Origin of the sequence: uncultured Oscillibacter sp. (assembly GCF_900544955.1) — a bacterium.
Taxonomy (GTDB): Bacteria; Bacillota; Clostridia; order Oscillospirales; family Oscillospiraceae; genus Oscillibacter.
Window position 1 is genome coordinate 14,959 of the sequence record NZ_UQXD01000016.1, and the last position, 14,745, is coordinate 29,703.

14 protein-coding genes are annotated in these 14,745 nt (G+C 67.1%); 9 read left to right on the top strand and 5 right to left on the bottom strand.

Annotated features, from left to right (window positions below; all coding sequences use genetic code 11):
• The first annotated feature begins 69 nt into the window (after positions 1 to 69).
• Together QZS21_RS05560 and QZS21_RS05565 are read left to right on the top strand one after the other, a co-directional pair.
• Complete coding sequence (locus tag QZS21_RS05560) at positions 70 to 1,179, top strand: histidine phosphatase family protein (protein ID WP_295581145.1); 1,110 nt, start codon at positions 70 to 72, stop codon at positions 1,177 to 1,179.
• A 291-nt stretch (positions 1,180 to 1,470) separates the two neighbouring features.
• Positions 1,471 to 2,424, top strand: coding sequence for a calcium/sodium antiporter (locus QZS21_RS05565; protein WP_295581147.1), 954 nt, complete (start codon positions 1,471 to 1,473; stop codon positions 2,422 to 2,424).
• Between the two features lie 275 nt (positions 2,425 to 2,699).
• Here the strand turns inward: QZS21_RS05565 and QZS21_RS05570 are convergent, their stop codons facing one another.
• Together QZS21_RS05570 and QZS21_RS05575 are read right to left on the bottom strand one after the other, a co-directional pair.
• Complete coding sequence (locus tag QZS21_RS05570; protein ID WP_295581149.1) at positions 2,700 to 3,305, bottom strand: CoA pyrophosphatase; 606 nt, start codon at positions 3,303 to 3,305, stop codon at positions 2,700 to 2,702.
• Complete coding sequence (locus QZS21_RS05575) at positions 3,305 to 4,201, bottom strand: diacylglycerol kinase family protein (protein WP_295581151.1); 897 nt, start codon at positions 4,199 to 4,201, stop codon at positions 3,305 to 3,307. The genes QZS21_RS05570 and QZS21_RS05575 overlap by 1 nt, the downstream gene beginning before the upstream one ends.
• A 140-nt stretch (positions 4,202 to 4,341) precedes the next feature.
• On the opposite strand from QZS21_RS05575, the gene QZS21_RS05580 reads away from it, so the two are divergent.
• The 7 genes from QZS21_RS05580 (at position 4,342) to QZS21_RS05610 (ending at position 11,800) form a co-directional block, all read left to right on the top strand.
• Positions 4,342 to 5,577, top strand: coding sequence for an AI-2E family transporter (locus QZS21_RS05580; RefSeq protein ID WP_295581152.1), 1,236 nt, complete (start codon positions 4,342 to 4,344; stop codon positions 5,575 to 5,577).
• 234 nt (positions 5,578 to 5,811) lie between these two features.
• Positions 5,812 to 7,368, top strand: a complete 1,557-nt coding sequence (locus QZS21_RS05585) for an ABC transporter substrate-binding protein (protein ID WP_295581154.1) — start codon at positions 5,812 to 5,814, stop codon at positions 7,366 to 7,368.
• A gap of 51 nt (positions 7,369 to 7,419) precedes the next feature.
• Positions 7,420 to 8,373, top strand: coding sequence for an ABC transporter permease (locus QZS21_RS05590; protein WP_295581156.1), 954 nt, complete (start codon positions 7,420 to 7,422; stop codon positions 8,371 to 8,373).
• Positions 8,370 to 9,185, top strand: coding sequence for an ABC transporter permease (locus tag QZS21_RS05595; protein WP_295581158.1), 816 nt, complete (start codon positions 8,370 to 8,372; stop codon positions 9,183 to 9,185). Before QZS21_RS05590 ends, QZS21_RS05595 begins: the two co-directional genes overlap by 4 nt.
• Positions 9,182 to 9,976 carry an ABC transporter ATP-binding protein gene (locus QZS21_RS05600; RefSeq protein WP_308588707.1) on the top strand — a complete coding sequence of 265 codons (795 nt, stop codon included), beginning with the start codon at positions 9,182 to 9,184 and terminating at the stop codon, positions 9,974 to 9,976. Before QZS21_RS05595 ends, QZS21_RS05600 begins: the two co-directional genes overlap by 4 nt.
• A complete protein-coding gene (locus QZS21_RS05605; RefSeq protein ID WP_295581160.1) occupies positions 9,973 to 10,707 on the top strand; it encodes an ABC transporter ATP-binding protein in 735 nt (244 codons plus the stop codon). Before QZS21_RS05600 ends, QZS21_RS05605 begins: the two co-directional genes overlap by 4 nt.
• A gap of 4 nt (positions 10,708 to 10,711) precedes the next feature.
• A complete protein-coding gene (locus QZS21_RS05610) occupies positions 10,712 to 11,800 on the top strand; it encodes a DUF3810 domain-containing protein (protein WP_295581162.1) in 1,089 nt (362 codons plus the stop codon).
• Positions 11,801 to 11,850: 50 nt separating this feature from the next.
• Here the strand turns inward: QZS21_RS05610 and QZS21_RS05615 are convergent, their stop codons facing one another.
• The 3 genes from QZS21_RS05615 to QZS21_RS05625 form a co-directional block, all read right to left on the bottom strand.
• Positions 11,851 to 13,281, bottom strand: a complete 1,431-nt coding sequence (locus tag QZS21_RS05615) for an S-layer homology domain-containing protein (RefSeq protein WP_295581164.1) — start codon at positions 13,279 to 13,281, stop codon at positions 11,851 to 11,853.
• A 34-nt stretch (positions 13,282 to 13,315) separates the two neighbouring features.
• Positions 13,316 to 14,302 carry an LCP family protein gene (locus QZS21_RS05620; RefSeq protein WP_295581166.1) on the bottom strand — a complete coding sequence of 329 codons (987 nt, stop codon included), beginning with the start codon at positions 14,300 to 14,302 and terminating at the stop codon, positions 13,316 to 13,318.
• 156 nt (positions 14,303 to 14,458) lie between these two features.
• Entirely contained in the window at positions 14,459 to 14,710 is a 252-nt protein-coding gene (locus tag QZS21_RS05625) for a hypothetical protein (RefSeq protein ID WP_295581168.1), read from the bottom strand.
• Between the last annotated feature and the right edge of the window lie 35 nt (positions 14,711 to 14,745).

A 14,745-nucleotide genomic window follows, 5' to 3' on the forward strand; every position in this document is an offset into this window, starting at 1 on the left:
AGCCGATTTGCCAAAATGTGTGCAAAGGGCTATACTACTCCTTGAAAATCATTTTTTTCAGGAGGCACTATGACCAGCATCTATCTCATCCGCCACGCGGAGGCGGAGGGCAACCTCTACCGCATCGCCCAGGGCCAGTACGACAGCATCCTCACCGACCGGGGCTGGCGCCAGGTCCGGGCGCTGGAGGAGCGGTTTGCCGGCGTGTCCATCGACGCCGTATACGCCAGCGACCTCTACCGCACCTGCGCCACCGCCGGCGCCGTCTGCAAGCCCCGGGGGCTGCCCCTCCACCGGCGGCGGGACCTGCGGGAGATCTGCGTGGGGGACTGGGAGCAGCGGACCTGGGGGGAGATTTGCCGCCGGGATCCGGAGCAGATGGAGAATTTCAGCCATCACTTCACCCGCTGGCACGCGCCGGGGGCGGAGACCGCCGCCCAGGTCCGGGACCGGATGTGCGCCGCCCTCCGGGAGATCATCGCGGAAAACGAGGGCAAGACCGTGGCGGTATTCTCCCACGGATACGCCATCCGGGTGCTGCTGGCCACCCTCCAGGGCCTCACGCTGGAGCAGGCCGGCGAGACGCCCCACGGGGACAACACGGCGGTCTCCCTGCTGGAGGCGGCGGACGGCGCGGTGCGGGTGGTGTACCGGGACGACAACCGCCATCTCCAGATCCCGGCCTTTCTGGCGGGGGAGAAGGTCCATCGCCGGGCCACCGCGCTGGAGCCGGGGCTGTGGTTTGCGCCGCTGCGGCCGGCGGAGCAGGGGGCCTTTTTGGCGGCCTGCGCCGCGGAGGCCTGGGCGGACGCCGCCGAGGACCGGCCCTTCGACCCGGGGCACCTGCTGGCGGACGCGGCAACCCGGCGGACGCTGGTGGGCTATTTGCAGGAGGAGCCGGTGGGCGTGGTGCAGTTGGGGCCGGAGCCGGGGTGGATCTCCCTGGCCTGCATCCGGCGGGGCCGCCGGGGCCGGGGCTTCGGCGTGCAGCTCATCGGCCAGGCGGTGCAGCACACCCGCCCCCTGGGCGGCGGGGCTTTGCGGGTGGCGCTGCCGGAGCGGTGCCCTTCCCGCCGCTTTTTCCAGGAGTACGGCTTCGCCCCCGCCGGACAGACGGCGGAGGGCCGGGAGGTGCTGGAGAAGGACATCGGCTTCCACCGGGAGTTTTTGGGAGAATAAGGAAAGGACGGGCCGCATATACTCCCTCTGCCGGGATGCCCGTCCCGCCGCCCCGGGCGCAGATCGCCATTGACAAAGGGACGGCAGGTCCGATATAATATCCTTGGAATAAAAGGGAGTAGCTTGCGCCGCCTGCGGCGCGGCGCGGTTCGTCAGCACGGCGGCGCAGGCCGTCCGGAACGCGCTGAAAAAGCGAGACTTTTATGGCACACGGCAGGGCCGGGGGAGACCCCGGCTGCTTGGGGAGCCAAAAAGTCTCGCTGATTTTTTTGGCGGAAAGGCAGGAAGGACATGGAAATTTGGCTGACTGTGCTGCTGTTTCTGGTGGGGCTGGTGCTGATTGTCAAGGGGGGAGACTGGTTCTTGAACGGCGCCGTGTGGATTGCGGAGGCCACCGGGGTGCCCCGGTTCATCATCGGCGCCACCATCGTCTCCCTGGCCACCACCCTGCCGGAGCTGACGGTGTCCCTCACCGGCGTGCTCCAGGGGGAGGTGGACCTGGCGGTGGGCAACGCGGTGGGGTCCGTCACCGCCAACCTGGGGCTGATCCTGGGGCTGTCAGTGGTGTGCATTCCCTCCGTGGTGGACCGGCGGCACTTCAACCTTAAGGCGGTGCTGATGACGGGCGGCGCGGCGCTGCTGACGGCGCTGTGCTGGAACGGCGGGCTGCGGGTGACGCCCAGCCTGCTGCTGCTGGCGGTGTTTGTGGTCTATCTGGGGAACAACCTGGCGGACGCCCGCCGGGGCATGGCGGCCAGCCGGGAGACCCGGGGGCGTCACGGTGTCTCCCGCCGCCTGCTGGCCGGGAAGCTGACCGCCTTTGCCGTGGGCATCACCGCCATCGTCCTGGGCTCCCGGCTGCTGATCGACCACGGCAGCGAGCTGGCGCTGCTGCTGGGGGTGCCCTCCAGCATCATCGGCGTCACCATGGTGGCCATCGGCACCTCCCTGCCGGAGCTGGTGACCACCATCACCGCCATCCTCCGGCGGGAGGCCTCCATGTCCGTGGGGAATATCATCGGGGCCAACATCATCGACCTGACCATGATTCTGCCGGCCTGCGCCGCCGTGTCCGGCGGGCGGCTGACCATCGGCGCCCAGACCACGCTTTTGGACCTGCCCGCCTGTCTGCTGCTGTGCTGCGTGGCGGTGGTGCCGCCGCTGGTGAAGGGCCGGTTTTACCGCTGGCAGGGGATCGTCATGCTGGCGCTGTACGGCGGATATGTGACGCTGCTGGTGACATGAAAGGAGCGCGTCCCGGGAGGAATCGGGGACGCGCTCAGACTTTCCCCAAAGTGCCGCAGCCTCCTCCCCCAAGTGCCTACGGCACTTGGGGGAGGAGGCTGCGGTCTGCTGCGTGCTGTGCGCCGATGGCGCTCGGTTTACACGGGCAGGCCGGGATGCCTGGCCGCGTACACGCCGCGGCAGAACAGGGAATTCCTTCGCCGCTCCGGCGGCGAACCGCCGTGAGACGATGAAAAGCGGAGCGCGTCCCCGGAAAGCCGGGGACGCGCTGCTTTTTACGGTTTTGCCAGGTCCTGGACGATGCGGGCGGTCATGCCCCAGATGGCGTGGCCTTGGTAATACCACACCGGCACCTCCGTCCTTCCCCGGGCCCAGGGGTAGTCCCGGGGGATGCCCACGTCGCCGTAGGGGAAGTCCGGCGGCACCTGGGGGACCAGGTCGTAGCCGTACACCGCCGGCGGCGTCTCCTGAAAGAAGGAGAGGGGCACGGTGAAGGCCTCCGCCACCTCCGCCGGGGAGGGCGCCATGCGGCCCAGCCCCTCCGCCGACACCAGGCCCAGCACGGGCCGCAGCAAAAAGCCCCGCTGGTTGCAGATGAAGTCCGGCGTCCCCAGCAGGCGCACGGCAGCGGGGGGGATGGACAGCTCCTCCTCCGTCTCCCGGAGGGCGCAGTCCGCCGCCGTCTCCCCCGGTTCCATCCGCCCGCCGGGGAAGCACACCTCGCCCCCCTGCCGCAGCCCCGCTGCCCGGACCTCGAACAGCAGGGACAGGCCCTCCGGCCCCTCCACCAGGGGGCAGAGGACGGCGTAGCAGTTCCGGGCCCCCAGAAGGCCCGGCTCGTGGCCGCCGTACCGGCGGCGCAGCCGCTCCAGCGCCTCCATCACAGCAGCATGGCCAGGGCCTGGCGGCGGTTTTCGATGTCCACCGCCGCCACGCTGGGGGCGTACTCCCCATCCAGGGACCAGGGCAGGTCCTCCTCCGTCTCCAGGTGGACGGCGGAGACGTGGCGGAAGACTAGGCCTTCCCGGTCGTACCGCTGCTCCAGCAGGGCCATCACCAGATTCTGGAGGTCCGCGGGATTCTGGGGACTGGGGACCAGCAGCATCTCAAACTTCCCGTCGTCCAGCACCACCCGCTGCGGCTCCAGCCGCATCAGCCCGCCGATGGAGGTGGAGTTGCACACGGCGCCGAAGAGGTACTCCCCGTCCAAAACCTCCCCGTCGGCGGTGAGCTTGATCCGGTAGGGCCGCAGGGAGTTCAGGTCCTTCATCCCCTCCAGGATATAGGCAAAGTGGCCCAGGGCGTTTTTGGCGGCCTGGGAGGCGGTGTAGGAGCTGCGGGTGAAGGCGCCGAAGGAGGCCACGTAGATGAAGTGGCGGTCATTCCAGCAGCCCACGTCCAGGCGCCGGGGGCGGCTGGGATCCCGGCGCAAAAGGGCGGCCGCGGCGGCGGCCGGGTCCGCGGGAATGTGGAGGCTGGAGGCGAAGTCGTTGGTGCTGCCCTGGGCCAGATAGCCCAGCAGGGGCGGCCTCTCCAGCCGCATCAGGCCGCAGGCCACCTCGTTCAGCGTGCCGTCCCCGCCGGCGGCCACCACCACGTCGTAGTGCCCTCCCTCCGCGGCGGCGTAGTCCGCCGCGTCGCCGGGGGCGGTGGTCTTGTGGATGGAGAGCAGGTACCCGGCCTGAGAGAACAGGGCCGCCGCCTCGAACAGCGGCCCCGGGGACTTGTTCCTCCCCGCCCGGGGATTGACGATCATCAGCAGCTTTTTGCCCGTCATGAAAAGAAACCTCCCGATCGTGGCAGACTACAACAGAAGCCCTGTTAAAAGAATGTGAAAGACAGTATAGCACGGGAAAATGAGGATTGCAATTCCCCGGGGGGCCGTGTAGAATGATTTTAATGAAAGGGGGCGGGGCCGTGTCGCAGCAGAACCGGTATGTGAAAATGGGGCTGACGGTATTCCTGGTGGTCAGCGCCATTTTGCTGTTTTACGACACGCTGTTCGGCGGCCGGGTCGTCCCCCGATTCTGCCGGCAGTTCACCGGGGCCCTCCGGCCGGTGCTGTACGGCGCGTTTCTCGCGTATCTGCTGGCGCCGGTGGTAAATTTTTTTGAGCGGCGGCCCGTGGCCGACCGGGCGAAACAGCTTCCCGCCCTCAGCCGCCGCACCGCCATAGCGGTCCGCGGGGTGAGCATTCTGCTGACCTGGCTGGTCATTGCCTTTTTGGTGTACCTGCTGGCCTCCGTGCTGCTGCCGGAGCTGTATCAGAGCATTTTGCAGCTGGTGGCCAACGCGGAGAACTACTACCGCACCATCAGCGGCTGGATGCAGCACCTGCTGGAGACCAACCCGGCGCTGGAGGAGTGGATGGCGGGGCAGATGGAGGGCGTGTACCAGGGGTTCAGCAACTGGCTCAAGCAGGACATGCTGATCCAGGCCCAGACGCTGATGGTGGCGCTGTCCGGCGGCCTGTTCAGCATCCTGGGCTTTTTCGGGGACCTTCTGGTGGGCATCATCGTCTCCGTCTACCTCCTGGCCACCAAGGAGCGCTGCGCCGCCTACTGCCGGAAGGTGGTCCACAGCCTGTTCCCTCCCAAAAACGTCTACTGGATTCTGCGGGGCGCCGGGAAGGTGGACCGCATCTTCTCCGGCTTCGTCCGGGGCAAGCTGCTGGACTCCCTCATCATCGGCATCTTGTGCTTTGTGGGGTGCAGCATCCTGGGCTTTCCCTATACGCCGCTGGTGTCCGTCATCGTGGGCGTCACCAATGTGATTCCCTTTTTCGGCCCCTTCCTGGGGGCCATCCCCAGCACCTTCCTCATTCTGCTGGTCTCCCCCCTCAAGGCGCTGTACTTCGTGATCTTCGTCCTGGCCCTCCAGCAGCTGGACGGCAACGTGATCGGCCCCAAGATTCTGGGGGGCAAGACGGGGCTCTCCAGCCTGTGGGTCATCATCGCCATTCTGGTGGGCGGCAGCTTTTTCGGCCTGCCGGGGATGTTCTTCGGCGTGCCGGTGTGCGCCTGCCTGTACAGCGCGGCCAACTTCTTCGTGGAGGTCCGTCTGCGGCAGCGGGACCTGCCGGTGGACACCCGGGCCTACGGCGCGTCCGGCCCGGAGACGTCCCCCTCCCCGCCGGCGGAGGACGGGGACTGACCGCCCGGAAAAAAATCTTGCAATCGGCAGGGGAATCGTGTACAATACAGCCCTGTAGGCACTGCTCGTTATAAAAATAACGACGCGGGCCACAGGGCTGTATTCATTATCCGCCGCGCAGACCATGCGCCGCGGCGGCCTGACAACTGAATAGAGCCGAACCATTCTGTCAGGGCGGGGCAATTCCCGTCCAACACTGACCCAAAGCGGCAGTGATGAAAAGGAGAACGCGACATGAAGAAGCACCTGATGGCACTCCTTCTTCTGCTCGGCCTCCTGGGCGCCGTACTCAGCGGATGCGGAGACGGCAGCGCAGGCCAGGCGGCGGGAGACGGACAGGAAGACGGCTCTACCGCCGAAGCGGAGCCCCGGGCGAACGAGATCACCGTGGGCATCGCCCAGGATTTGGACGACAGTCTTGACCCTCACAAAACCGTGAAGGCAGGAACCCGCGAAGTCATGTTCAATGTGTTTGAGGGGCTGATGAAGCCCGCGCCCAACGGAGAACTGACCCCCGCACTTGCCGAGCGCTACACGGTTTCCGAGGACCACAAGACCTACACCTTCACCCTGCGGGAGGGGGTGCGGTTCCACAACGGAGACGCGGTGACGGCAGAGGACGTGGTCTATTCCATCCAGCGATGTGCCGCCGCCACCGAGACGGGAATCGTCCAGGTGGAGGCGTTTTCTGTTATTGAGGCGGTGGAGGCCCCCGACGAGGGCACCGTCGTCATCACCATTTCCGAGCCCAGCAACGAGTTTCTCTCCTATCTGACCACCGCCGTCGTACCGGCGGACTACACGCAGCAGGACACCGCCCCCGTGGGCACCGGTCCCTTCCGCTTCGTCTCCCGCGCCGCCCAGGACGCCATTGTGCTGGAGCGGTTTGACGACTACTGGGGCACCCCGGCGTACCTGGACCGGGTGACGCTGAAAATTGTCGAAAACGCCGACAGTTTGATGATGAGCCTCCAGAGCGGCGCCATCGACCTGTGCGGCCACCTCACCAGTGCCCAGGTGGCCCAGCTGGGGGACGATTTCGACGTGGCGGAGGGCACCATGAATCTGGTGCAGGCGCTGTATCTGAACAACGGGGCGAAGCCCTTCGACGATGTGCGGGTGCGCCAGGCGCTGTGCTACGCCGTGGACAAGCGCCAGATTCTGGACCTGGCCTTCGACGGCTACGGCAGCCCCATCGGCTCCAGCATGTACCCCGCCTTCGGCAAGTACTTTGACGAGAGCCTCACCGACTACTACACCATCGACACGGAGCGGGCCAAGGCCCTCCTGGCGGAGGCCGGATACCCCGACGGCTTCGACATGACCATCACCGTGCCCAGCAACTACAAGCCCCACATGGACACGGCGGAGGTGCTGGTGCAGCAGCTGGCGGCCATCGGCGTCCGGGCCGTCATTGCGCCCATCGAGTGGGAGAGCTGGGTGTCCGACGTGTACATCGGGCGGCAGTTCCAGTCCACTGTGGTGGGCGTGGACGCCTCTGCCATGACCGCCCGGGCGCTGCTGGAGCGGTTCACCTCCCAGGCGGGGGACAACTTCATCAGCTACAAGAGCCCGGCCTACGACCGGCTGTTCCAGGAGGCCCTGTCCACCTACGACGACGAGGAGCAGACCGCCCTCTACAAGCAGATGGAGGCGGATTTGACGAAGAACGCCGCCAACGTCTACATCCAGGACCTGGCGGACCTGGTGGCGGTGCGCAAGGGGCTGGAGGGCGTCCGCTTCTACCCCATCTACGTGCTGGACCTGTCCGGCATCCGCTACACGGCCTGATATGACCGGCGGCAACACAGCCGCCGCTGACCTGAGAGGGAGGCGAAGACCATGAAATACGCGGCAAAGCGCATCGCCATGCTGCTGCTCACCATGGTCATCGTCTCCCTTTTGGCGTTTGTGGCCTTTGACTGCATCTCCGGCGACCCCGCCACCGCCATGCTGGGCACCACCGCCACGGAGGAGAAGGCGGCGGCCCTGCGCGCGGAGCTGGGGCTGGACCGGCCCCTGCCGGTGCGCTACGGCGAGTGGCTGGCGGGCTTTTTCACCGGGAATTTGGGTGTCTCCTACAGCTACCGCCAGCCGGTGTGGGAGCTGATCGCCCCCAAGGCGGCGGTGACGCTGCTGCTGAGCCTCATCAGCTTTGTGCTGATCGTGGCGGCGTCCATCCCTCTGGGCCTCCGGTCCGCCGGGCGGGCCGGGGGAAAGCTGGACGGGCTGCGGACGGCGGTGAACCAGCTGTGCATGGCGGTGCCCCCCTTTTTCACGGGGATTCTCCTCTCCTTCCTGTTCAGCACCGTGCTGCGGTGGTTTGTCCACGGGAAGTTCCCCGCCTCCCTGTCGGCGGACTTTGCCGGGGCGGTGCGCTACCTCTTCTTCGCCGCCGTGTCCATCGCCATCCCCCGCATTGCCATGACGGTGCGGATGCTGCGCAGCACCATCCAGGAGGAGTTGCAAAAGGACTACGTGCGCACCGCCATCTCCCGGGGCAACGACCGGGGGGCGGTGCTGCGCCGCCATGTGCTGAAAAATGCCCTGGTGCCGGTGGTGACCTTCCTGGCCCAGACCATGGCGGAGATTGTGGCGGGCAGCATCGTGGTGGAGCAGGTCTTCGCCATCCCCGGCCTGGGGCGGATGCTGGTGGCCTCCATCTCCAACCGGGACTATCCCACGGTCCAGGCCATCGTGGTGATTCTGGCCTTCTGGGTGGTGCTGTCGGGCACCCTGGCGGACCTGGTGAACCAGCGGATCGACCCGCGGCTGCGGCTGGGAGGGCGGAGATGAGAAAGACGCGCATGAACGGCTATCTCCGGCTGGGCCTGGTGCTGAGCGGCCTGCTGGCGGCGCTGATCCTCTTGGGCTTTTTCTGGACGCCCTACGACCCCGCCGCTATGAGCGGCGGCGAAAAGCTGCTGGGCCCCTCCCTGCGCCACCTGCTGGGAACGGACAGCTTCGGCCGGGACATCTTTAGCCGGGTGCTCCAGGGGGCGGGCACCACCTTTTCCATCGCCCTGGCCACCGTGGCCATCGGCGCGGTGTGCGGCACCGCCGTGGGGGCGCTGACCGGGTATTTCGGCGGCGCGGTGGACGAGGTGCTGATGCGGCTGAACGACGCCCTCACCGCCTTCCCCAGCATTCTGCTGGCCCTGGTGGTGATCTCCATCCTGGGGCCGGGGCGGAAGTTCAACGTGGTGGCGGCCCTGGGCCTGGTGTTCATTCCCAGCTTCGCCCGGGTCACCCGGACGGCCTTCGCCTCCCTGCGGGACGTGAACTATGTGAAGAGCGCCCGGCTGATGGGGGCCTCCCCCTGGCGGATTCTGGTGGTGCACATCCTGCCCAACACCGCCCAGGTGCTGCTGCCCGCCCTGACCATCGGCTTCAACAACGCGGTGCTGGCGGAGGCCTCCATGAGCTTCCTCGGCATCGGCGTGACCCCGCCGGACGCCTCTCTGGGCTACATGCTCTCCGAGGCCCAGAGTATGCTCACCGCGGCCCCCTGGTACGCGGTGGGCACCGGGTGCGCCATTGTGCTGCTGGTGTTCAGCGTGGGCCTTCTGGGCGAGGGGCTTCAGCGCCGGGACAGGGGGGTTGGATGATGCTGGAGATTCGGAATCTGCACGTGAAATTCCACAGCCGGGACCGGGAGGCGGTGGCCGGAGTGTCCCTCTCCATCCGGGACGGGGAGATTTTGGGCCTGGTGGGGGAGTCCGGCTCCGGCAAGACCGTCACCGCCATGAGCGTGGCGGGCCTTCTGCCCCGGCGGCAGTGCGACTACGCCGGGGAGATTCTGCTGGACGGCACGGAGCTGCTTCACGCGGACCGGGCCCTGCTGCGCCAGGTCCAGGGCCGGGCCATCGGCGTGGTGTTTCAGGAGCCCATGAGCTGTATGGACCCTCTGATGCGCATCGGCCCCCAGGTGGAGGAGGTCCTCCGCATCCACACGGACCTGGACCGGGCCCAGCGGCGCCGCCTGGCGCTGGAGGCCCTGGCGGCGGTGGAGCTGCCGGACCCGGCGGGGGTCTATGAAAAGTACCCCCACGAGCTCTCCGGCGGGATGCTCCAGCGGGCCATGATCGCCGCGGCCATCGTCATCCGGCCCCGGCTGCTGCTGCTGGACGAGCCCACCACCGCCCTGGACGTAACCATTCAGGCCCAGATCCTGGAGCTTTTGAAAAAGCTGAACCGGGAGTCCGGCGTCTCCATGCTGTTCATCTCCCACAACCTGAGCGTGGTGCGCAAACTCTGCGCCCGGGTGGCGGTGATGCAGCGGGGGGTGCTGGTGGAGGAGGGGGAGACGGACCGGGTCTTCCACCGCCCCGCCCACGACTACACCCGGCGGCTCATCGCCGCCATCCCCACCCGCAGCCGGAAGGAGGATGCCCCATGAACGAGGAGCTGGTCCTCTCCCTCAGCCATGTCACCAGCGGCTATCACGGCGGCGGCCTGCTGCGGCGGGGCGCCCGCCAGGAGGTGCTCCACGACGTCAGCTTCGACCTGCGCCACGGGGAGATTCTGGGCCTGGTGGGGGAGTCCGGCAGCGGAAAGAGCACCCTGGCCCGGACCATCTTGGGCATGGTGCGGCCGGAGAGCGGGCAGGTGGTCCACTACACCAAGCGGCCCCAGATGATCTTTCAGGACCCGTACAGCGCCCTGAACCCGGCCTACACCGTGGAGTGGACGCTGGAGGAGCCCCTGCGCATCTACGGGAAGTACGGCCCGGCGGAGCGCCGCCGCCGGGTGCGGGACATGCTGGAGCGGGTGGAGCTGCCGGAGGAGTGCCTCCGGGCCAGGCCGGCGGAGCTGTCCGGCGGACAGCGCCAGCGGGTCAGCATCGCGGCGGCGCTGATCCAGCGGCCCCGGTTCCTCATCGCCGACGAGCCGGTGAGCGCCCTGGACGTGACCATCCAGGCCCAGATTCTGCGGCTTTTGCAGGATTTGCGCCGGGAGCTGGATTTGAGCTACCTCTTCATCTCCCACGATCTGAATGTGGTGTACCAGCTGTGCGACCGGGTGCTGGTCATGCGGTCCGGCCGCATCGTGGAACAGGGGACGGTGGCGGACATTTTTGAGCGGCCCCAGGCGGCCTACACGAAGCAGCTGCTGGCGGCAGCGGAGTGAACCGATGAAACATCTCTTTAGGCACTATCCAAAACTGCATCTGTGGCTGGGGCTGGACCTGCTGGCCCTGGGGGCCTACTTCGGCCTGCGGGGGAACCGGGCGTGGATGAACGCCCTGGCCCAGACCGTCACCACCCCCCTCAAGCAGGCCCTGGGCCGGCTGTGCTACCGGACGGACGTCTCCGTGATGGAGGTGCTGTATGTGCTGGCGGTGCTGGCCGGGGTCCTCTACGCGGCGTGGAGCGTCCGGGCGGTGGCACGGGCCCGGGGCGCCCGGGGCCGTCGGGCCTACGGCGCGGCGCTGGGGGCGGTGAGCGCGGGGCTGGCGGTGTACGCCGGGTTCTGTCTTTTGTGGGGGGTCAACTTCTGGACGGACAGCTTCCAGGACCGCTCCGGCATCCGCGCTCAGCCGGTGGCGCTGGAGGAGCTGGAGGACGTGACGGCATTCTTTACTCGGCAGCTCTCCGCCACCGCGGGGGAGGTGCCCCGGGACGAGAACGGCCTCTTCGCCGTGCCCTGGGAGGAGATCCTGGAGCGGAGCACCGGGATATACGGCCCCCTGGAGGCCCGGTTTCCCTTCCTTACATTCGACGACCCCGGCGTGAAGGCCATGGCCTTCTCCCGCCTCATGAGCGTCATCGGCTTCACTGGCGTCTACTGCCCCTACACCGGGGAGTCCAACGTGAACATAGACAGCCCCGCCTGCCTGCTGCCCTCCACGGTGGCCCACGAGCTGGGCCACCAGCGGGGCGTGGCGTCGGAGCAGGAGTGCAACTTCCTGGCGGTGCTGGCCTCCACCACCAGCGGCGACGCGGCCTACGCCTACTCCGGCTGGCTGATGGGCTTCATCCACCTGGGCAACGCGCTGTACGCGGCGGACCCGGAGGCCTATTGGGCCATCCGGGAGGCTTTGCCGGAGACGGTGAAGGCGGACCTGGCGGACAACAACGCCTACTGGGACCAGTTCCGGGACAACGTGGCGGAGCAGGTCACCAACAAGGTCTACGACACCGTGCTGAAGGCCTACGGCGACCAGCGGGGCATCCAGTCCTACGGCACAGTGGTGGATTTGCTGGTGGCGTATTATAAATGAAGAGAGAAGCACCGGCGCCCATGCGGGCGCCGGTGCTCGTTTTCTGCCGTTTACCAGGTGTGCTCCCGCCAGGACTGCTCTGGGGTCATGGCGAAGTAGGTGTAGCTGATGGTGTTGCCGCTGTCGCCCCAGGTGGTGTCGATGTGGACTTGGGCGCCATCCAGGGTGGCCACGGTCCAGATGTGGCTGTCGTTGGCCAGGGCGGTGCAGTCGATGCCCTCCAGCTTGAGCAGCAGGTTGTAAGCGCCGGTGTAGCCGTCGCAGACGGCGGTGCCGGCGGCAAAGAGGTTGTAGGGAATGTGGCTGAGGGAGTCGTCCCCGGCGCTGTAATCGTATACGCAGTTGTCGCAGATCCAGGTGTAGTACACCCGGGCGATCTCCGTCTCCGTCATCTCCTCCGTCAATTGGCCGCTCTCCCAGAGCTGGTCGTGGACGGCCAGGGCCGCGTCCATGGTGGCGGTGCGGTACTCCTCCAGGCGGTCCCCGGCGCTGGCGGCGGAGAAGGCCAGCTCCAGATTGCCGCCGGGGAGGAAGGTGCAGGAGACGATGTTGTAGCTCTGCTCACAGTAGCTCTTCACGATGGCCAGGGCCTCCTGCATCTTGAACCGGGCGGCGATGGGGGAGATGCCCGGGTAGTGGAGGGTCAGCGTGGCGTCGCCGGCGGAGAGCATGTAGCGGACGCTCTCCGCCATCTCCGCCTCCGTGGCGGGGGAGGGGATCAGGACCCCCGGCTCCACCAGGCTGGCCAGGGAGGAGCCGGCGGCGGCGCCGGCGGTGGCCACCCACTCCAGCTGCAGCCGCAGGGCTGGGTCCACCAGCCGCGTCAGCATGGCCGCCGCGGCCCCCCGGGTGATGAGGGCGTCGGGCTGGAAGGTCCCGGCGGCGTCCACTCCCGCGGAGACGCCGCAGCGGTACAAGAAGAGGATGTCCGGCTGGTAGGGGGTGTACTCCGTCACGTCGGTAATGAAGCGGCGGCTGGCGTAGCCCTCTGTCACCTGGCCGTCGTTCACCAGGGGCAGGGCCTCCTCCGGCAAAGTCCGGGCCAGCACGTGGGCCACCTCCGCCCGGGTGGCCAGGGCGGAGAGGCTGTCCTCCAGCTCCGCCCCCAGGACGCCCTCCGCCTGGAGGTAGCGCAGGTACGGCAGGGCCGGGGCACCGTCCTCTTCGCTAAAGGCGGCGGCGCCCCGCTCCGGGTCACCGGTGCGGTACAGGCTGCGGATGCGCCCGGCGAAGATGAGGACCTGGCCCACGGTCATGGGGTCCTGGAGGCCGAAGGTGCCGTCGGGCTTTCCCACGGACAGCCCGTATTCGTACAGCGCCGCCACGTTGTCGTAAAAGGCGGAGGCGGTGGTCAGGTCGGAAAACTGTCCGGCGTAGGCCTTGCTGCGGATGAAATTCTCCTCGCTGTCCGGCGCGGCCAGGGCGGGCGCCGTCATCAGCAGGGCGGCGGTGAGGAACAGAGCCAGAATGCGGGCCTTCATACGTACCTTCTTTCTTCTGCGGGAGGCGGAAGGATCATCGGGAGGGGATGTCCAGGTCGGCGGACACCCGGTCCTCCACATAGGGGTTCAGGTGTTCGTTCACCAGGGTCAAAACCTCGTCCGCGTCGAGGTAGATGTAGGGGTTGTGCCACTCGCCGGGCAGGGTGGAGAACTGGATGCTGTCGGACCCCATGGAGATGGCCTCGCTGCCCAGCCACGCCAGATTCCCCAGAGTCAGGTCCGTCTTCACATACTGCTGGAAGATCTTCACGAAATTGTCGATCTTGGGGATGTTGGAGATCTGGAGCACCTGCTTGGCCACGGCCTTCAGGAAGTTCTGCTGGGTCTGCATCCGGCCGATGTCCTGGGTGGCGTAGCCCTCCCGGAAGCGGACCACCTTCAGTGCCTCTTTGCCGCTGAGGTGCTGCATCCCCTTGGGAATGTGGATGTACAGGTCCTGGTAGGGGTCCTCGTAGTCCATGTCGATGGGCACCTCGAAATCCACGCCGCCGATGGTGTCCACCAGGGCCACGAAGCCCTGGAGGTTCACCAGTACCGTGAAGTCCACCGGAATGCCCAACTGGCCGGAGAGGACCTTCGCCAGCTTCTCCATGCCGCCGGCGCCGTAGGCGGCGTTGATCTTATGGGACTTTCCGCCCCACACCGCCTTGGAGTCCCGGGCAATGCTGACGCCGTAGATGGCGCCATTCTCGGTGTCCACCGCCACCAGGATGTTGGTGTCGGTGTTGCCGTTGCCGTCGTCGATGCCTGAGACCAGAATCGTGTAAAAGCCGGGCTTGCGCTCCTGGTGGGAGCGCAGGGCCTCTGCGGCGGCGTCCTCCTCCGAAGCCTGTCCGTTGGGGGTGGAGAGGGTTTCCGCCGGGGGCGTCTCCACCTCCGGCGGCTGGAGCAAAAGCCGCTGGGCGCCCACCAGCAAAACGGCGGCGGAGAGGACCAGCAGCAGAATCACAAGGCCGGTATTCCGGCTGTGCCGCTTGCGGCGGCGGGTATTCGTGGACATCAGAAACAACGCTCCTCGGCAGCGCGGCGGAGCCGCGGCAGTATCGTTTGAAAGATTTACATAATATTAATCCCCATTATACGACCCGCCGCAAAAAAAGACAAGAGGAAAACACCGCCTGGAACCGTGCGGGCAGGAAAAATAGCGGCTTCGCCGCTATTTTTCCTCCTCGGCAGGCACCGTCATCTGCTCCAGGAGGGCCTTGATGTCCGCCAGCAGCTGATTTTGATAGGACAGGGCGCAGTGGATATAGTGCAGCGCCGGGTCCGCGGCCTGCAGGGGGTCCGTGCCGTCCACCGGATGGGGCCAGCGCCGGACGGGGGGCTCTGCAGCCGGGGGCGCGGGGTCCGCGGGCCGCGCGGGGACGGCCCGGACCTGCCGGTTCCGTCCGCAGGAACGATTCACCATATTGATTCCTCCGATACAAGTGTTCTGACGAGACA